This is a genomic window from Pseudokineococcus marinus, from assembly GCF_013004605.1.
Taxonomy (GTDB): domain Bacteria; phylum Actinomycetota; class Actinomycetes; order Actinomycetales; family Quadrisphaeraceae; genus Pseudokineococcus; species Pseudokineococcus marinus.
In genome coordinates this window covers 1-17,904 of the sequence record NZ_JABEMA010000031.1, presented here as the reverse complement: position 1 = coordinate 17,904, position 17,904 = coordinate 1, and the positions used below count along the sequence as shown (strand labels likewise).

Here is a 17,904-nt window from a genome sequence, read left to right as displayed (position 1 = left end):
GTCTGGGCCGTCTGCGGGCCCGTCGTGCACGTCGACGTCGCCGAGGTGGGCGACCGCTGCGGGGTCGTCGTCGCCGACGACGGCGTGTCCCGGTGGGCCGACCACCCGCACGGCCGGCCCGACCGCCGGCACCCCGGGTCCCGGCCACGACCCGTCGCGGACTGGCCCGACCTCGCCGTCGACCTGCCCGAGCGCGTGCGACGGCGCGCGCAGCGCTAGGAGCCGCCCTCGCGCCCGTCAGCCCCGCACGCCCCTCAGACCTGCGGCGTCGCCAGGTGGTCGCGGACGCGGGCGGCCACCTGCGCCGCCTCGCCGGGCGCGTACCGGTGGCGGGGGCCGAGGAAGAAGCGCAGGCCGTCGCCCCGCGAGCGCGGCACGACGTGCTGGTGGAGGTGGGGGACGCTCTGGCTCACGACGTTGTTGACGAGCAGCAGCGCCCCCTCGGCGCCCGTCGCGGCCTCGACCGCCCGCTGCAGCGCCTGCCCCGTCGCGAGCCAGGGCCCCGCCAGGTCGGCCGGCAGCTCGTCGTAGGTCTGCACGTGCCGGGCGGGCACGAGGAGGACGTGGCCGGGGAACAGCGGCTGGGCGTCGAGGAAGGCGACGAGCCGGTCGTCCCGGTGCACCACCTCGGCCGGAGCGTCCCCGGCGACCACGGCGCAGAACGCGCACGGGGCGTCCGACCCCCGCGGGCTGAAGGCCTGGGGCACGACGCCTCCTCGCTACCCTCGCCCTCGGCGCCGCCACGGCGCCGACCGCCAGCATGGCGCAACTGGTAGCGCACCCGACTTGTAATCGGGCGGTTGCGGGTTCGAGTCCCGCTGCTGGCTCGCTCCCGAGGGCTGCCGTGCGCACCCGACGTGTCATCGGGCGGTTGCGGGTTCGAGTCCCGCTGCTGGCTCCCCAGAGGAAGAAGGCTACGAAGTCCGCCCACCGGGGCGTCCCGGCGCGGAGGAAGGCTACGAAGTCCGCCCACGGGGCGCCCCGGCGCGGAGGAAGGCTACGAAGTCCTCCCACGGGGCGCCCCGGGGCGACGGCAGGCCACGAGGTCCGAGGGTGAGGGCCGCGCGGGGCCCTCCCCTCAGCGCAGCAGCTCGGCGAGCGCGGCGTGCGCCTCGTGGGTCGCCCGCAGCGCGGCCGGCAGCGGGGTCCCGTAGAAGCCGTGGACGAGCCCCGGCACCGTCCGGTGGGAGACGCGGACGCCGGCGGCCTCGAGGGCCCGCGCGTAGGCGACGCCCTCGTCGCGCAGCGGGTCGTACTCCGCGGTCACGACGACGGCCGGGGCGACGCCGGCGAGGTCGGCGTGCAGCGGGGAGATCCGGACGTCACGGGCGATCTCGGCGGCGGCGCGGGCGCCGTCCTCCGTCGTCGGGTCGACGCCCAGGTAGTGGCCGGTGAACCACGTCATGTCGCGGGCGGTGAGGAAGTAGCCCTCCGCGTTCTCCTCGCGGGAGGGGTGGTCGCCGGCCGGGTCCACCGCCGGGTACAGCAGCAGCTGCGCGGCCAGCGGCACGCCCTCGTCGCGGGCCCGGAGCGCGCAGACCGCGGCCAGGTTGCCGCCGGCGCTGTCCCCCGCGACGACGAGCCGCGCCGGGTCGCCGCCGAGGCCGCCCACGTCGTCGGCGACGGCGCGCAGCGCCCGCCAGCAGTCCTCGAGGCCCTCCGGGAAGGGGTGCTCGGGCGCGAGGCCGTAGTCGACGCTCACGACGACGGCGCGGAGGTCGCCCGCCAGGAGGCGGCACGGCACGTCGTGCGTGTCGAGGTCGCCCACGACGAAGCCCCCGCCGTGGAAGAAGACGACGGTCGGCGCCGGCGAGCCGGGCTCGAGACCCGTGGGGCGGTAGGTCCGGGTGCGGACGCCGCCGGCCTCGCCGTCGACCACGGACGCCACCGGCGGCAGCGACGCCGGGTCGGTGCGGCCGACGCCCGCGAAGGCGCGCAGCCCCGCCCGCGCGCCGGGGACGTCGGAGTCGGCGGGGCCGGGGCGCCCCAGGCGCTCGAGCTCGGCGAGCATCGCGGCGGTGCCGGGGTCGAGGGGCATGGCGTCCTCCGAGGGGTGGCGCGTCGGGACGAGGGGTGTCGGTGCGGCGCAGTGCGGCGGAGCGGTCGGCGGCGGGTCAGCGGTAGGTGTAGAAGCCCTCGCCGGACTCGACGCCGAAGCGTCCACGGTCGAGGTAGTTCTCCTGCAGGTAGTCGGCCCAGGCCCGCGAGGCCGGGTCGGCGCTGGCGATGGCGTGCGCCGTCCGCAGGCCGACGACGTCGTAGACCTGGAAGGGCCCGGCCGGCGCCCCGGTGGCCGTCCGCCAAGTGCGGTCGATGGTCTCGACGTCGGCCACGCCCTTGAGCAGGAGCTCCGCGGCCGCGCCGAGGAGCGGGATGAGCAGCGAGTTGAGGACGTAGGCGGGCTGCTCGCGGTGGAGCCGGATCGGCTCCATGCCGATGGCGGCGGCGAAGACCTCCACCTGGTCGGCGACGGCCGGGTCGGTGCCCGCGTGGCCCATCACCTCGGCGGTGTTCTGGGCCCAGATGCGGTTGGCGAAGTGCAGCGCGAGGAAGCGCTCGGGCCGGCCCGTCGCGTCCGCCATGGCGCTGGGCAGCAGGCTCGAGGAGTTCGTCGCGAGGACGGCGGACGGCGGCGCGGCCGCCCCGACGCGCGCCCAGACGTCGCGCTTGAGCTCGAGGCGCTCGGGCACGGCCTCCACGACGAGGTCGGCGGCGCCCACCGCGTCGGCGAGGTCGCTCGTGAGGCGGATGCGCCCCGGGGCGGCCCCGTAGGCGTCGGCGAGGTCCGGCAGGTCGCGCGCCGCGGCGCCCGCGAAGCGCTCGAGGCGCTCGCGGCCGGCGCGCAGCGCGTCGTCGTCCACGTCGTACGCGGTGACGTCGACGCCGTGCGCGGCCGTCTGGAGCGCGATCTGCGCGCCGAGGACGCCGAGCCCGAGGACGGTGACGCGGGCGTAGGGGGAGGTCGGCGTGGGGGAGTCCATGGGGGTCCTGTCGTCGGAGGAGGGGTGGCTCAGGCGGCCGGGGCGAGCGGAGCGCCGGCGTCCGCGCCGGTCCCGGTGCTCGCGCCGGCGCCGTCACCGGGGCGCGGGTCCGGCCGCGTGCCCGCGGGCAGGAAGCGCAGGTCCCGGCCGCGGCGGTCGAGCCGCAGGGAGACCAGGTCCAGCAGGTAGTTCTGGTGGACGCGCCACGGCGCCCGCTCGCTCTGGCGCGGCAGCTGGGCCAGGCCGCGGCGCACGTAGCCGGCTGCGAGGTCGATGACGGGGCGCGTCCCCTCCGTGCCGGCCGGGGCCTGCGCCACGACGGCGGGCGCGCCGCGGCGCCGCATGGTCCCGAGGAGGTCGGCGACGGCGCCCGCCACGAGGTCGGCGCGCAGCGTCCACGACGAGTTCACGTACCCGATCGTGTAGGCGAGGTTCGGCAGCCCCTCGAGCATCATGCCCTTCCAGGCGAGCCGGCCCCCGGGCTCGACGGGGCGGCCGTCGACGTCGAGCCGCATGCCGCCGAGGACGAGCACGGAGAGGCCGGTCGCCGTCACGAGGACGTCGGCGTCGACGCGGCCGCCGGAGGCCAGGCGGACGCCCTCGGCGTCGACCCGCTCGATCGCGTCGGTGACGACCTCCGCGGCTCCGGAGGAGATGGCGCGGAAGAGGTCGCCGCCCGGCGCGGCGCACAGCCGCTGGTCCCAGGGCTCGTAGCGGGGTCGGAAGTGCGTCGCGACGTCGTAGCCCTCGGGCAGCTTCTCGGCCGCGGAGCGCTCGAGCAGGGCGCGCATGGCCGCCGGGCGCCGCCGCGCGTACTGGTAGAGCAGCATGGAACCGGCGATGTGCTTGGCGCGCACCGCCTTCTGCGCGACGGGCGCGGGCACGCGGCCGCGCAGCCGCACCGCCAGCCGGTCGCGCGAGGGCACCGCCGCCACGTACGTGGGCGAGCGCTGCAGCATCGTCACGTGCGCGCCGCGGCGCGCCAGCGCGGGCACGAGCGTCACGGCGGTGGCGCCGCTGCCGACGACGACGACCCGCCGGCCCTCGACGTCGAGGTCGGCGGGCCAGTGCTGGGGGTGCACGACGTCGCCCGCGAAGTCCTCGAGCCCGGGGATCTCGGGTCGGTGGCCCTCGTCGTAGCGGTAGTAGCCGGTGCAGGCGAGGAGGAAGGAGCACGTGATCGTCGACGTCACCCCGGCCTCGCCCTCGCGCCACTCGGCGCCCGCGCCGCCCTCGCCGGGGGTGCGGTGCAGGACGGTGAGCACCCACCGGGAGTCCTCGCTGCGCCAGGACGCGGAGACGACCCGCTGCCGGTACCGGACGCGCTGCGCGACACCGGTCTCCGCCGCGGTCTCCTGCACGTAGCTGCGGATGTCGTCGCCGTCGGCCAGCGCCTTCTCGCCGGCCCAGGGGCGCGCGGCGTACCCGAGCGTGTACATGTCCGAGTCGGAGCGGACGCCGGGGTAGCGGAACAGGTCCCACGTGCCGCCGATGGCGTCGCGCGACTCCAGCACGGCGAGGTCGAGGTCGGGATGGCGCCGCAGCAGCGTCGCCGCCGCGCCGACGCCCGAGAGGCCGGCGCCCACGACGACGACGTCGAGGTGCTCCGGCTCGTGGTCGGTGGTGCGCGCGGTGCTGCCGGCGGTGCCGGTCGTCGTCGACCCCATGCGGCGAGGCTACGACGCCCTCGACAGCCTGTCGAGAGCATCGACACTCCGTCGAGCGGGGCCGCGCCCACGGGGCCGCCGCCTACGCTCGGGTGGGTGAGCACGCCCCAGCGGGCCCGCCGGGCCCCCCGCCCCACGGGCGAGGACCGCCAGCGCGCCATCGTCGACGCCGTCGAGGACCTGCTGCGGACGCGGCCGCTGGCGGAGATCTCGATCGACGAGGTGGCCGCGGCCGCCGGCCTGTCGCGGAGCGCCTTCTACTTCTACTTCGGGTCCAAGCAGGCCGTGCTGCTCGAGCTGCTCGACCGCATGGTCGCCGAGGTCGACGCGCGCCTCGCGGCCCTCCCGCTGCCCGACGAGCCGTCCCGCGACTGGTGGCGCTCGTGCCTGGCCGTCTTCGTCGACGTCTTCGGCGCGCACCGGGCCGTCTCCGTGTCGCTGGCCGAGGCGCGCGCCACCGTGCCGGAGCTGCGCGAGGAGTGGTCGCGCCGCCTGGCCGGGTGGGTCGACCTGACGACGGCGACCATCACGGCGGAGCAGCGGCGCGGACGGGCCGGCGCGGTCGTCGACGCCCGCGCCACGAGCGTGCTGCTCAACACGATGAACGAGCGCGCCATCGCCGCGTCCCTCGCGGGGGAGGAGCCGTCGCTGCCGCCGGGCTCGGTGCTCGACGCCCTGACCGACCTGTGGTGCACCGCCGTGTACGGCACGCCCGACCCCTGACGGGCGTCCCGCCGCCGCGGCCCACCGCGCGGTGGCGGTCCGGTCGCGCGAGGGCCAAGGTCGTGAGCCATGCAGACCAGGACCCTCGGAAACCGCTCCGTCTCCGCGATCGGGCTCGGCGCCATGCCGATGTCCATCGAAGGGCGCCCCGACCGCGACCGCAGCGTCGCCACGATCCACGCCGCGCTCGACGCGGGCGTGACCCTCGTCGACACCGCCGACGCCTACCACCGCGACGCGGGGGAGGTCGGCCACAACGAGGAGCTCGTGGCCGAGGCCCTGCGCGGCTACGGCGGTGACACCTCCGGCGTCCTCGTCGCCACCAAGGGCGGGCACCTGCGCCCCGGTGACGGGTCGTGGACGCAGGACGGCCGCCCCGAGCACCTCAAGGCGGCCGCGAAGGAGTCGGCCCGCCGCCTCGGCGTGGAGGCGATCGGCCTGTACCAGTTCCACCGCCCGGACCCGGACGTCCCCTACGCCGACTCGATCGGCGCGCTCGTCGAGCTCCTCGACGAGGGCGTCATCCAGCTGGCCGGCATCTCCAACGCCGACGTCGCCCAGATCGACGAGGCGAACGCCGTCCTCGGCGGCCGCCTCGCGTCCGTGCAGAACCAGTTCTCGCCGGCCTTCCGCTCCAGCCTCGGCGAGCTGCAGCACTGCGCCTCGCTGGGCGTCGCCTTCCTCCCGTGGAGCCCGCTCGGCGGCATCGCGAAGGCCTCCGACCTCGGGAGCGAGCACTCGGCGTTCCAGGACGTCGCCGACGCCCACGGCGTGAGCCCCCACCAGGTGACGCTGGCGTGGGAGCTGGCGCTCGCCGACGTCGTCATCCCCATCCCGGGCTCCTCGCGCCCGCAGTCCACCACCGACTCCGCGCGGGCTGCCGAGCTGCAGCTGTCCGCGGACGAGGTCGCCCGGCTGTCGGAGGCCTGAGCCGTGAGGACCGTCCCCCTCGGCACGAGCGGCCTGCAGGTCCCGAACGTCGTCCTCGGCGTCATGCGCGTCGCCGACAAGACCGACGAGGAGATCCGGGAGTGGTGGGCCGCGGCCCGCGACGCCGGGGTCACCTTCCTCGACCACGCCGACGTCTACGGCGGGTCGATGCACCGGTGCGAGGAGCGCTTCACCGAGGCGGTGCAGCTCTCGCCCTCCGAGCGCGACGCCGTCACGGTGCAGACGAAGTGCGGCATCGTCCCCGACGGGCCGTACTTCGACTTCTCCCACGAGCGCATCACCGAGTCCGTCGAGGGCTCCCTGCGGGCGCTCGGCACCGACCGCATCGACGTGCTGCTCCTGCACCGCCCCGACGCGCTCGTCGAGCCCGACGAGGTGGCCCGCGCCTTCGACGAGCTGCAGAGCTCGGGGAAGGTGCTGCACTTCGGCGTCTCGAACCACACCCCCGGCCAGGTGGAGCTGCTCCGGCGGTCGGTGCGCCAGCCGCTCGTGGCGAACCAGCTGCAGCTGTCCATCACGCACGCGCCGCTCGTGGCGCAGGGCGTCGCCTCGAACATGCAGGCGCTCGACCAGTCGGTGGCCCGCGACACGGGCACGCTCGACTACTGCCGGCTCAACGACATCACCGTGCAGGCGTGGTCGCCGTTCCAGGCGGGGTTCTTCTCGGGCGTCTTCCTCGACGACGACCGCTACCCCGAGCTGAACGCGGTGCTCGACCGCCTCGCGGCCCAGTACGACGTGCCGAAGCTGGCCGTGGCCACGGCCTGGATCACGCGGCACCCCGCGCAGATGCAGGTGGTGCTGGGGACGACCAGCCCCGAGCGCGTGCGCGCCGCGGCGCAAGGCTCCGACCTGCCGCTGACGCGCGCCGAGTGGTACGAGCTCTTCCGCGCCGCCGGGTACACGGTGCCCTGAGCGGCTGCTCCCGGAGACCGTGCTCCCGCGTCCCGCCCTACGACGGGACGCGGGGGTACGGTCCTGCTCGCGCGCCGTCCCCGCGGGGTCGGGGCGCCGGTGACCCCCTGCCCCCGGGCCGCCCACGGACGACGTGCGCGCAGACCCAGGGAGAACCGTGGACCTCACCAGACGACAGCTGCTCGGGGCGGCAGGCGCCCTCGGGCTGCCCGCAGCCCTCGCCGGGTGCGGCGGGTTCTCGACCTCGGACGGTTCGTCCGGGGGCGCGAGCGGCAGCGCCGACACCCTCACCCTCACGACCTGGGGCACCGACGCGGAGATCTCGGGCCTGCGCGCTGCGGTGAGCCGCTTCGAGGAGGGCTCGGGCGCCACGGTCTCGCTCAACGTCGTGCCGTACGAGCAGATGTTCAGCAACATCGACGCGCAGATCCAGGCGGGCAACCCGCCCGACGTCTTCCGCGTCCCGTACTACACCTTCGGCAGCTACGCGGGGGCCGGCCAGCTGCTCGACCTGTCGCCGCACCTCGAGAGCGGCTTCGCCGACCGCTTCACCCCGCAGGCGTGGGCGGCCGTGCAGAACGGCGGTTCGCCCTACGGGGTGCCGCACCACACGGACACCTCGGCGATCCTGCTCAACCTGCCGGCGCTCGAGGCGGCGGGCATCACCGACATCCCGACGCGGCTCGAGGACGCCTGGTCCTGGGACGACCTCGCGGCCGTCGCGACGACGCTGCGGGCCTCCCTGCCGGACGACCAGTACCCCTTCGCCTACAACTGGCAGGGCAACGGCGTCACGCGCTGGCTGAGCTGGCTCTTCCAGGCCGACGGGCGCTTCCTCACCGAGGACCTCTCCGGTCCCGCCATCGACTCCGAGGCCGGGCGGGCCGCCGTCGAGCTCACGCAGTCGTTCTTCACGCAGGGGTGGGTGCCGCCCAACGACACCGTCACGTCCTCGACCTACGCCCAGGACACCTGGTACGCCCGGACGGTGCCGATGGTCTGGTCCGGCGCCTTCTCCATCCCGGACGCCGAGTCCACGCTCGACTTCGAGTGGGGCGCCACCTTCGCGCCGCAGCGGGTCCGCGGCGGCGGCGACTTCGGCGGCAACGCCCTCGTCGCGACGGCGGGGACGGCGAACCCCGAGCTCGCGGCGGCGCTGCTCGCGTCGGTCACCGAGGAGGAGTCGATGCGGCAGTTCTGCGAGGGGGCCTCGCTGCTCCCGACCCGGGCCGACCTCGTCGAGCAGGGCATCACCTTCGACGTCCGCCCGGACCTGGCGCCCGTCTTCCTCGGCCAGGCCTCCGTCGTCCGGGCGCAGGACTCGGCGCAGGTCGCCTCGCCGGACATGGCCTCGATCATCACGGTGCTGCAGGACCAGCTGGAGGAGGCGTTCGTCGGCGGCCAGGACGTGGCGACGACGGTGCAGGGCCTGTCCGACGGCATCGCCGACGCGGTGCGGTGACGAGCTCCTCCGCGGCGCCGGCGGGCGCCCCGGCCGACGTCGCCGCGCCCGCGGCGGACGAGCGCGGGCCCTCGCCCGGGCGGGCCCGGCGGGGCTCGCCGGGCGAGGCGCTGGCGGCGTACACCTTCCTGGCGCCGAACCTCGTGCTGCTGGGCCTCTTCGTCCTGCTGCCGCTGGCGTGGGCGGTGTGGATCAGCACCCAGGACACCGACGGCTTCGGCGCGGGGACGTTCGTCGGGGCCGACAACTACGCGCGGCTGCTCTCCGACGGCACGTTCTGGCGGTCGGTGGTCAACACGACGCTCTTCACGGCGATCGTCACGCCCGCGTCGATGGCTCTGGGCCTCGGCGCGGCCGTGCTCCTCGACGGCGCGCTGCCCGCGCGCGGGCTCTTCCGCTCGGTGCTCATCCTCCCCATGGCGGTGTCCGGGGTCGCGACGGCGCTCATCGGGGTGCTCGTCTTCGACGAGAACAGCGGCGTCCTCGACGGCGTCATCCGGGCGCTCGGGCTGCCGGGGGTGGCCTGGCAGAGCGGCGGGGCGGCGGCCTTCACGTCCGTCGTGCTCGTGACGCTGTGGTGGCGCGTGGGCTTCAACATGCTCATCTACCTGGCGGCCCTGCAGGGCGTGGGCGCGCACCTCCACGAGGCCGCGACGCTCGACGGCGCCTCGGCCTGGCAGCGCTTCCGCTACGTCACCGTGCCCATGGTGGGGCCGGCGAGCTTCTTCCTCCTCGTCATGAACGTCATCTACTCGTTCCAGGTCTTCGACATCGTCTTCGTCATGACCGGGGGAGGACCTCGGGACGCGACGTCCGTGCTCGTCACCTACGCCTACGAGACCGGGTTCGTGACGCGCGACCAGGGCTACGCCGCCGCGATCGGCGTCGTGCTGCTCCTGCTCACGCTGGCCGTGACCGCGGTGCGCTGGCGCACCAGCCGCACGAGGGACCTCGTCGAGTGAGCGCCGCTGAGCAGGCGGTCCGCCGGGCGCCCGGTGCCGTCCGCCGTCGTCGAGAGCGACGGGTGCGCGTGCTGCGGACGGCGGCGGCCGTGGTCGTCGCCCTCGTCACCCTGGCGCCGCTGTACTGGATGGTCGTCGTGGCGCTGTCCACGCGCGCCGAGCTGCTCGGCGGGCAGCTGCGGCTGTGGCCCCGCGAGCTGACCCTCGCCAACGTCGAGCGCGTCCTCACGGCCTTCCCGGTGGTCACGTGGCTCGGCAACTCCGTCGCCATCGCGCTCGTGACCTCGCTCATCACCGTGGCGGTGAACCTGCTGGCCGGCTACGCCTTCGCCCAGCTCCGGTTCCGCGGCTCGACGGCGCTCTTCCTCGTCGCTCTGTCCACCCTCATGCTGCCCGTGCAGGTGATCATGGTGGCGCTCTTCCGGCTCGTCACCGAGCTGGGGATCTACGGCAGCTACTGGGCGGTCATCCTGCCGACGGCGGCGTCGGCCTTCGGGGTCTTCCTCGCGCGCCAGTTCATCCTCGGCATCCCGCGCGAGCTCGTGGAGGCGGCGCGCATCGACGGTGCGGGTCACCTGCGGGTCTTCCTCCAGGTCGTGCTGCCGCTGTGCAGGCCGCTCGTGGCGGTGCTCTTCTTCATGAGCCTGCTGCAGACGTGGAACGACTTCGCGTGGCCCCTCATCGCGCTGCGCCAGAACGAGCTCTTCACCCTGCCGATCGGCCTGCTCTACCTGCAGGGCCAGTTCGGCGCCGACTACGGCGGCACCATGGCCTTCGCCCTCATCAGCGTGACCCCCATGGTCGTGCTCTTCCTCGTCTTCCAGCGCTACTTCGTGCAGGGCTTCGCGCGCAGCGGCATCCGCTGACGACCCCGCTGGACCGGGAGCGAGCCGGTCGACCGCCGGCGTCCGCGTCAGCGCCAGCGTCAGAAGGGTGGTGGGCCGGCGTCGTCCCATCCGCCGGTGACGTCGGTCTGGGACGTCGCGCCGGGCTCTCCGGTGGTCGCCTCGTCGAGCACAGGGCTCCCGCCCTCGGGTTAGGACGGGAGCTGGGGAACCTCGTGCCGCTGGCGGGCGAGCTCGGCGTGCACCCGGTCCAGGTCGTGGGCGGCGGAGTCGCGGTGGGGGTAGCGGGGTCCGCCGAGGAGGTGGTCCTCGAGGGCGGCGGCGGCCGCGTCGGCGGCGTCGGTCTTCCCGCGGAGGTGGTCGGTGGCGCGGAGTGCGGGTCGGGGCAGGAGGGGCCGGGCGGGGACGTGGACGGTCTGGCCGAGCGGGGTGGTCCAGGTCAGGCCGGGGTCGCGGGCGTCGTCGGTCATGGGGGCGGCCGTCCATCCGTGGTGGTGCTTGGCGAGGTGGTGGCGGCGGCACAGGACGTCGAGGTTGCACGGGCAGGTCGGCCCGCCGGTGGCGTGGGGGGTGCGGTGGTCGAGGTCGCAGCGGGTCGCGGGCGTGCGGCAGCCGGGGGCCTGGCAGCGGGGTGAGCGGGTGCGCACCCAGCGGGCGCAGGCGTCGGTGGGCGCGTACGGGACGGGCCCTCCGGCGGCGGTGGCGTAGGAGCAGCCGGGGCGTCGGGCGGCGCGGCGCAGCGAGGTGTGCCGCGAGGTCGGTGAGGGGCCCGTCACCGGCCCGGGCGGGGAAGGCGGCGGTGACGGAGGCGACGGCGCGTCCTCGGCTGCCCGCGCCTGTGCTGTCCCGGCCGCGGGCGTGGGCGTGGGCGTCCCGGCTGCGGCTGCAGGTGCGGTCTGGGCGGGGTCGGCGGGTGGCACCCACGCCGGCGACTCCGGTGGCGACGGCGCAGGATCGTCGGGGACGTCGGGGGTGTCGGGGGTGACGACGCGCACGGTGATCGCTGCCGCGCGGCCGCGTCGGGCCGGTGCGGTCCGGGGGCCCTTCCCCGACGGACCGGGCAGCGGCGCGGCCATGGTGGTGGGGTCGAGGGTCATGAGGTGGCCGTCGAGGCCGACGAGGTGGCCGGTGAGCGGTGCGGTCAGGGCGCGGCGGAAGCGGTGCCCGGCGGCGAGGAGCTCGGCGACGGCCATGGCCGGGACGGGTCCGAGGGTGGGGTGCTGGGCGGGGTCGTCGTCCAGGCCGAGGAGGCTGGTCAGGGCGACGGTGATCTGCGGGCCGTGGGGGCTGCGCGCCCGGGGCGTGACCGTGGTCGCTGCCGCAGCCACGTCCGCGCCGGCGCTCTGGCCAGCGGGCAGGTCGGTGGTGGTGGCGAGGTCGACGAGGGCGTCGAAGCGGCGGGCGTCGATGCCCCGCCGGTCCGGCAACCCCGTCCCACGGTCGCTCAGGGCGAGGGGGTCCAGGCCCGCGGACGTCGCGGCGTGCGGGTCGACCCGCCTGTGCTCCCCGGCCCGGGCCCGGGCGGTGGTGGTCAGCCGCTCGAAGACGCAGGCCAGGTCCAGCACCGGGCCGGTCGCGACCAGCTGCGCCATCCCGTCGTCCACCGGGAACAGGCGCACCCCGCGGGCGCACGTCGCCCGCCGCACCCGCCGGCGCACCGCCTCCGGGTCGGTCGTCGCGACCAGGTGACGCACCCGCGCCCGCAGCGCCGGGGCCGTCAGCGGGCCCAGGTCCGCGGCCAGGGCCGCGTCCACCGCTGCCGCGTGAGGGGCCGAGAGGGTGACGGTCTCGTCGGCGACCAGGCGGGAGCGCTGTGGGTCGATCCGCCCGGCCTCCAACGCGGCCAGCGTGACCGGCAGCCGGGTCGTCACCGCGAGGGCCTCGGCGACCAGGTCCTGCGCCCGCCGCAGCGGCACGACCAGCGCGACCGCCAGCTCGGCCGCGGCGGCCTCGAACGCTAGACCCGCATCCCGCCCCGACCCCGACGTCGGCACTGACCCAGCGCCGGAGCCGGCCGCCCTCACCGCGACACCGACCGCCCCCGCCGCGCGGTCGCCGGCACCGGACCCGCCGTCGCCGGCACCCTCACCAGCGTCGGCCACCGGCGCCGCCGGCCCACCCGACGCGCCCATCTCGTCCACCAGCGCGGCGACCTGCCGCAGCAGCCCCGCCCACGCCACCGACCGCGCCACCTCCAGCGCGACGACCGCCTGCACCCGACCCAGCGCGCGCGACCGCACCGCCGACCGCACCCTCCCCGTCTCGCGCACCAGGTCTGCGGCGCCGTGGTCGGCGCCGGAGGTCGGGCCGGCGTGGACGGGCGAGGACGGCGGTGCGACGTCCTCGTCGCCATCCCGTCGCCTCGCCTCGAACATGCGTACGAGAGTAGGGGCGGGATCCGACAACGGGTCCACGTCTGCCCCGCCTGTGGACGGGGCTCGTTGGGCTCGCCCCTGTGCGCATCCGAGACGGCCGCGGCGGCCGCCCGCCCGTCCTCGTGGCGCTCAGGTGCGGGTGTCGAGACCGCCCAGGTCGCCCAGGTCGCCCAGGTCGTCGTGGTCGTCGAGGTCCAGCTGCCCGCCCAGCTCGTCGAGCTCGTCGGCGGGCAGGTCCAGCTCCGCGCGGAGCTCGGCGCGGTCCGCCAGCAGCCCGGGCAGCGCGTCGATCCCCGCGGCCGCCGGGTCGGTCTCGGTGTCGCGCAGCACGCGGGAGGCCGCCAGCGTGTACCAGCGGTGCGCGTCCTCGAGGCGGCCGTGCTCCCACAGCGAGAGGGCGACGTCGCCGAGCGCCTCGGCGGGCGTCGGGCGCTCCTTGCGCAGCTCCTGGGCCAGGCGGTCGGCCTCCTCCTGCCTCTCTGCGCGCAGCAGGAGGCCGTAGAGGGCTCCCCTCGGGTCCGTCTCCGCCGGGCCGTCCGTCGCGACCGCCCGGTGCAGGAGCGCGACGCCGCCGTCGACGTCGCCGCCCGCCCCTCGCAGGGTCCCCGCCGTGGAGAGCAGCTCGCGGGTGCTCACCTCGTCGTCCGGGTGGGGGTCCTCGACCCACGCCAGCAGCGTGGAGACGGCGGCCAGCGGGTCGTCGACCTCGAGGGCCTGCTGGGCCACCTCGGAGAAGGCCTCGAGGGTGACGGGAGGGCGCACGGCACGACGGTAGCGGTGGTCCCACGCTGAGCCGGCGGCCACCTCTCGGGCTCGCCCGACGGCTGTGAGGACGAGTTGCCGCGGCCGTCACACGTCGCGACGCGCGTGCAACACGGGCTCCTTAGCGTCCTCGCCACGGGACGCCGGGCCGAGCGCCCGGCGCCCGTCACCACCCGGTCGTCGAAGGACGAGGAGCTCCGCATGGCCGTGCAGGCGCAGCAGACGTGGCGGGACCCCCGCCCTCTCACAGGGACGGTCGGCGTGCCCGGGGGCGCGGGACGCAGGCCCTGGTCCGCCGCAGCGGACGGCGCCGGTGTCCGCGTCGTCGCAGGGTCGGTGCAGGTCTGATGGCGGAAGGGGAGGGGGCCGGGGCGACGGCACGGGCCGCGGCCGAGGTCCCGGCGCCCCGGCGCGGGGGCGCGCGCGGGAAGCGGCGCCTCGTCGTCGTGGGCAACGGCATGGCCGGCGCACGCACGCTCGAGGAGCTGCTCGAGCGCGGCGGCGGCGAGCTCTTCGACATCACCGTCTTCGGCGACGAGCCGTACGGCAGCTACAACCGGGTCATGCTCAGCCACGTCCTCGCGGGGGAGGGCGACGAGGCCGGCATCGTCCTCAACCCGCGCGAGTGGTACTCCGACAACGGGATCGACCTGCGCTGCGGGGTGCGCGTCACCTCCGTCGACGTGCACGTGAAGGAGGTCGTCGACGCGACCGGCGCCACGACGCCCTACGACGTCCTCGTGCTCGCCACGGGCAGCTCGTCGCGGATCCCGCCCATGGACGGCGTCCGCCGCCCGGACGGGAGCCTGCTGCCGGGCGTCCAGGGCTTCCGGGGGCTCGACGACACCCGGCAGCTGCTGGCCGACGCCCGCGCCCACCGGCGCGCCGTCGTCGTCGGCGGCGGGCTGCTCGGCCTCGAGGCGGCCTACGGGCTGCGCGAGCACGGGCTGGAGGTGACGGTGGTCCACTCGGCCGCCCACCTCATGAACGCCCAGCTCGACGCGGCCGGCGGGGCCGTGCTCCGCCGCTCGGTCGAGGGGCTCGGCGTCACGGTGCTCACCGGGACCCGCACCACCGGGGTGACGGGGGAGGAGCGAGTGACCGGCGTCGTCCTCACCGACGGCACGCACGTCCCGGCGGACGTGGTCGTGCTCACCGCGGGGATCACGCCGAACGCCGAGCTCGCCCTGCGCGCCGGGCTGACGGTCGAGCGCGCGGTCGTCGTCGACGACCAGATGCGCTGCACGGGCACGGGTCTCGCCGAGGGCGCCCCCGGGGTCGGCGGCGCCACCGGGGGCGCGCCCGACGGCGTCTACGCCGTCGGCGAGTGCGTGCAGCACCGCGGCGTCGTCTACGGCCTCGTCGCGCCGCTGTGGGAGCAGGCGACCGTCCTGGCCGACGTGCTCACCGGCGCGGACCCTCGCGCCGAGTACCACGGCTCGCGCACGTGCACGACGCTCAAGGTCGCGGGCGTGGACGTCGTGTCCATGGGCCTGTCCGAGCCCGAGCGCGCCGAGGACGAGGTCCTCGTCGTCTCGGACTCCTCCCGGGGCGTCCACCAGTCCGTCGTCGTCCGGGACGGTCGCGTCGTCGGCGCCACGCTCGTCGGGGACGTGCGGAGGACCCCGGCGCTGCGCCAGGCCTTCGACCGCCAGCTGCCCCTCCCCGAGGAGCGCCTGCGGCTGCTGCTCGACCTCGGTGCCGCGGGAGAGGAGCAGGGCGCCGCCGAGCTCCCCGACGACGCGCAGGTCTGCCACTGCAACGGCGTGACGAAGGGCACCATCACGGGCGCCGTGACGAGCGGCTGCTCGAGCGTCAAGGGCGTCATGGACGCCACCCGCGCCGGCAAGGGCTGCGGCTCCTGCAAGGGCCTCGTCGGCCAGCTCGTCGACCTGGCAGCGGACGGCTCCCTCGTGGAGGACCCCTCGGTCCACTGGTACGTGCCGGGCGTGCCCCTGCGCAAGCACGAGCTCGTCGCCGCCATCCGCGAGCAGCACCTCACGAGCGTCTCCGCCGTCTTCGCCGCCCTCGCGCCCGGCGGCGAGCACGACGCGAAGAGCGCGATGGGGCTCACCTCGCTGCTGCGGACCCTCTGGCCCGACGAGCTCGTCGACGAGCGCGGTGGTCGGTTCATCAACGACCGCGTCCACGCGAACATCCAGCGCGACGGCACCTTCTCCGTCGTCCCGCAGATGAAGGGCGGCGTCACGACGCCCGAGCAGCTCCGGACGATCGCGGACGTCGCCGAGAAGTACGAGGTCGGCATGATCAAGGTCACCGGCGGTCAGCGCATCGACCTCCTCGGCATCCGCAAGGAGGACCTGCCCGCGGTGTGGGCCGACCTCGGGATGCCGTCGGGCTACGCCTACGGCAAGTCCATGCGCACGGTGAAGACCTGCGTGGGCACCGACTTCTGCCGCTTCGGCCTCGGTGACTCGACCCAGCTCGGCATCGACATGGAGACCCGCTTCCAGGGCCTGGAGACGCCGGCGAAGCTCAAGATGGCCGTGGTCGGATGCCCGCGGAACTGCGCCGAGGCCTACGTCAAGGACGTCGGCGTCGTGGCGGTCGGCGCCGGCCGGTGGGAGATCCACGTCGGCGGCGCCGCGGGCGCGAGCGTCCGGAAGGGCGACCTGCTGGCGACCGTGTCCTCCCCGCGGGAGGTCATGACGGTGACCGGGCGCTTCGTGCAGCTCTACCGGGAGTGGGGCAACTGGCTGGAGCGGACGTACGACTTCGTCCCGCGGATGGGGCTGGAGCGGCTCCGGGCCGTGCTGCTCGAGGACTCGGACGGCCTCGTCGCCGGGCTGGACGCGGCGCTCGAGGCGTCCGTGGGCGCCTACCGCGACCCCTGGGCCGAGGGAGCCCAGCCCCGGACGCCCGGGCAGTTCCGCACCGCGCTGCCGCTCGTCCCGCTCCCGCTCGTGCCCTCCCGTCCGACGGGCGCCCCGGGCGGCCTGCAGCCCGACGCGCGCAGCGGCTCGGCGGCGGTCCCCGTCGCGGCGGGAGCCGACCGGTGAGCGCGACCCGCGTGACCACGGCGGCCCCAGGGGCCGTCGCCGACCCGCCGGGCGCCGCGGGCGTCGACGTCGGCCCGCTGGAGGACTTCGCCGTGGGGGAGGGGCGCGCCGTCGTCGTCGAGGGGCGGCAGGTCGCCGTCTTCCGCCACCGCGACGGGCGGCTGTCCGCGCTCGACGCGGTGTGCCCCCACTCCGGCGGTCCGCTGGCGGACGGGCAGACGGACGACCGCGTCGTCGTCTGCCCCCTGCACCTCAACGTCTTCGAGCTCGCGACCGGTCGCTCGTGCAGCGGCCAGCGCGACGTCGCCGCGCACGCGGCCACCCTCGAGGACGGGCGCGTGCGGGTCGTGCTCGGCGGTGCCCCGGACCCGGGGCGCGCACCACGGCCGTAGCCCGCGGCGGGCCATGATGGCCCGGCACGCCGAGCGCGCCGGCCCACGGCCGGCGCGCCCCGACGCCGGAGGTCCCATGAGCCCCACGAGCCCCCCACCCACCGCCGAGGGCGCACCCAGCGCCCCGGCGCGCGAGCTCGACCGGACCCAGCTCGTGGGGGCGACCATCGGGGTGACGAGCGACCGCCGGTCCGAGGAGCTCATCGGCACCTTCACGCGTCGCGGCGCGCGGGTCGTCCACGCGCCGACCATGCGCATCGTGCCGGTGACCGAGGACGCCGACCTGCTCGCCGGCACGCGGTCGGCGATCGCGGACCCGCCCGAGGTCCTCCTCGCGACCACCGGGATCGGCATGCGCGCGTGGGTCGAGGCGGCCGACGCGGCGGGGCTCGCCGACGACCTGCTCGCGGCGCTGCAGGGCGCCCACGTCGTGGCGCGGGGGCCGAAGGCCCGCGGCGCCCTGCGCGCGGCCGGGCTGCCCGAGCACTGGACGGCGAGCAGCGAGCAGACGGCAGAGGCCGTCGAGCACCTCGTCGCCGAGGGCGTCCAGGAGCGCTCGGTCCTCGTGCAGATGCACGGCGCCGCCGACCTCGAGGAGCTGCAGCCGCTCGTCGCCGCCGGCGCTCGCGTGCGGACGGTGACGCCGTACCACTGGCGCGCGCCCCGGGACCCCGGCGCCGTCGACCGCCTCGTCGACGCCGTCGTCGCCCGCTCGCTCGACGCCGTGACCTTCACCGCGGCACCCGCCGTCGTGGCGCTCCTCGACGCCGCGGCCGCCCGGGGCCTGCGCGAGGAGCTCGTCGCCGCCCTCGCGGCGGGCCGGCCCGGCGCGGGGGAGGGCGGCGTCCT

16 protein-coding genes and 1 tRNA gene are annotated in these 17,904 nt (G+C 76.1%); 11 read left to right on the top strand and 6 right to left on the bottom strand.

Annotated features, from left to right (window positions below; genetic code table 11):
• The coding region (locus tag HLB09_RS04185) for a hypothetical protein (protein WP_171202146.1) at positions 1–219 on the top strand (219 nt) is incomplete at its 5' end.
• 35 nt (positions 220–254) lie between these two features.
• Here the strand turns inward: HLB09_RS04185 and HLB09_RS04180 are convergent.
• Positions 255–707, bottom strand: coding sequence for an HIT family protein (locus HLB09_RS04180; RefSeq protein ID WP_171202145.1), 453 nt, complete (start codon positions 705–707; stop codon positions 255–257).
• 47 nt (positions 708–754) lie between these two features.
• On the opposite strand from HLB09_RS04180, the gene HLB09_RS04175 reads away from it, so the two are divergent.
• Positions 755–827, top strand: a tRNA-Thr gene (locus HLB09_RS04175).
• A 251-nt stretch (positions 828–1,078) separates the two neighbouring features.
• Here the strand turns inward: HLB09_RS04175 and HLB09_RS04170 are convergent.
• The 3 genes from HLB09_RS04170 to HLB09_RS04160 all read right to left on the bottom strand — a co-directional run bounded on the left by HLB09_RS04170 (position 1,079) and on the right by HLB09_RS04160 (position 4,648).
• Complete coding sequence (locus tag HLB09_RS04170; RefSeq protein WP_212770525.1) at positions 1,079–2,038, bottom strand: alpha/beta hydrolase; 960 nt, start codon at positions 2,036–2,038, stop codon at positions 1,079–1,081.
• 76 nt (positions 2,039–2,114) lie between these two features.
• Positions 2,115–2,981, bottom strand: a complete 867-nt coding sequence (locus tag HLB09_RS04165) for a 3-hydroxyacyl-CoA dehydrogenase (protein WP_171202144.1) — start codon at positions 2,979–2,981, stop codon at positions 2,115–2,117.
• 29 nt (positions 2,982–3,010) lie between these two features.
• Positions 3,011–4,648 (bottom strand): flavin-containing monooxygenase, encoded by a 1,638-nt coding sequence (locus HLB09_RS04160; protein ID WP_171202143.1) that lies wholly within the window; start codon positions 4,646–4,648, stop codon positions 3,011–3,013.
• Between the two features lie 96 nt (positions 4,649–4,744).
• On the opposite strand from HLB09_RS04160, the gene HLB09_RS04155 reads away from it, so the two are divergent.
• The 6 genes from HLB09_RS04155 to HLB09_RS04130 all read left to right on the top strand — a co-directional run bounded on the left by HLB09_RS04155 (position 4,745) and on the right by HLB09_RS04130 (position 10,527).
• Positions 4,745–5,371 carry a TetR/AcrR family transcriptional regulator gene (locus HLB09_RS04155; protein WP_171202142.1) on the top strand — a complete coding sequence of 209 codons (627 nt, stop codon included), beginning with the start codon at positions 4,745–4,747 and terminating at the stop codon, positions 5,369–5,371.
• Positions 5,372–5,440: 69 nt separating this feature from the next.
• Positions 5,441–6,301: an aldo/keto reductase gene (locus tag HLB09_RS04150; protein ID WP_171202141.1), complete on the top strand. Its 861-nt coding sequence runs from the start codon at positions 5,441–5,443 to the stop codon at positions 6,299–6,301.
• Positions 6,302–6,304: 3 nt separating this feature from the next.
• On the top strand, positions 6,305–7,237 hold the full coding sequence (locus HLB09_RS04145) for an aldo/keto reductase (RefSeq protein ID WP_171202140.1): 933 nt from the start codon (positions 6,305–6,307) through the stop codon (positions 7,235–7,237).
• Positions 7,238–7,394: 157 nt separating this feature from the next.
• A complete protein-coding gene (locus HLB09_RS04140) occupies positions 7,395–8,699 on the top strand; it encodes an ABC transporter substrate-binding protein (RefSeq protein WP_212770524.1) in 1,305 nt (434 codons plus the stop codon).
• Positions 8,696–9,661 (top strand): carbohydrate ABC transporter permease, encoded by a 966-nt coding sequence (locus HLB09_RS18240; protein ID WP_171202139.1) that lies wholly within the window; start codon positions 8,696–8,698, stop codon positions 9,659–9,661. Before HLB09_RS04140 ends, HLB09_RS18240 begins: the two co-directional genes overlap by 4 nt.
• The gene (locus tag HLB09_RS04130) at positions 9,658–10,527 is read left to right on the top strand and encodes a carbohydrate ABC transporter permease (protein WP_212770523.1); all 870 of its coding nucleotides are present in this window, start codon (positions 9,658–9,660) and stop codon (positions 10,525–10,527) included. Before HLB09_RS18240 ends, HLB09_RS04130 begins: the two co-directional genes overlap by 4 nt.
• 170 nt (positions 10,528–10,697) lie before the next feature.
• Here the strand turns inward: HLB09_RS04130 and HLB09_RS19120 are convergent, their stop codons facing one another.
• Both HLB09_RS19120 and HLB09_RS04120 read right to left on the bottom strand, forming a co-directional pair.
• A complete protein-coding gene (locus HLB09_RS19120; RefSeq protein WP_171202138.1) occupies positions 10,698–12,881 on the bottom strand; it encodes an HNH endonuclease signature motif containing protein in 2,184 nt (727 codons plus the stop codon).
• A gap of 129 nt (positions 12,882–13,010) precedes the next feature.
• Positions 13,011–13,643: a hypothetical protein gene (locus HLB09_RS04120; RefSeq protein ID WP_171202137.1), complete on the bottom strand. Its 633-nt coding sequence runs from the start codon at positions 13,641–13,643 to the stop codon at positions 13,011–13,013.
• 347 nt (positions 13,644–13,990) lie between these two features.
• On the opposite strand from HLB09_RS04120, the gene nirB reads away from it, so the two are divergent.
• The 3 genes from nirB to HLB09_RS04105 form a co-directional block, all read left to right on the top strand.
• Complete coding sequence (gene nirB / locus HLB09_RS04115) at positions 13,991–16,663, top strand: nitrite reductase large subunit NirB (RefSeq protein WP_171202136.1); 2,673 nt, start codon at positions 13,991–13,993, stop codon at positions 16,661–16,663.
• A complete protein-coding gene (locus HLB09_RS04110; protein ID WP_322790020.1) occupies positions 16,660–17,055 on the top strand; it encodes a Rieske (2Fe-2S) protein in 396 nt (131 codons plus the stop codon). Before nirB ends, HLB09_RS04110 begins: the two co-directional genes overlap by 4 nt.
• A 76-nt stretch (positions 17,056–17,131) precedes the next feature.
• Positions 17,132–17,904: uroporphyrinogen-III synthase (locus HLB09_RS04105; RefSeq protein ID WP_171202135.1), on the top strand; the 773-nt coding region annotated here is incomplete at its 3' end.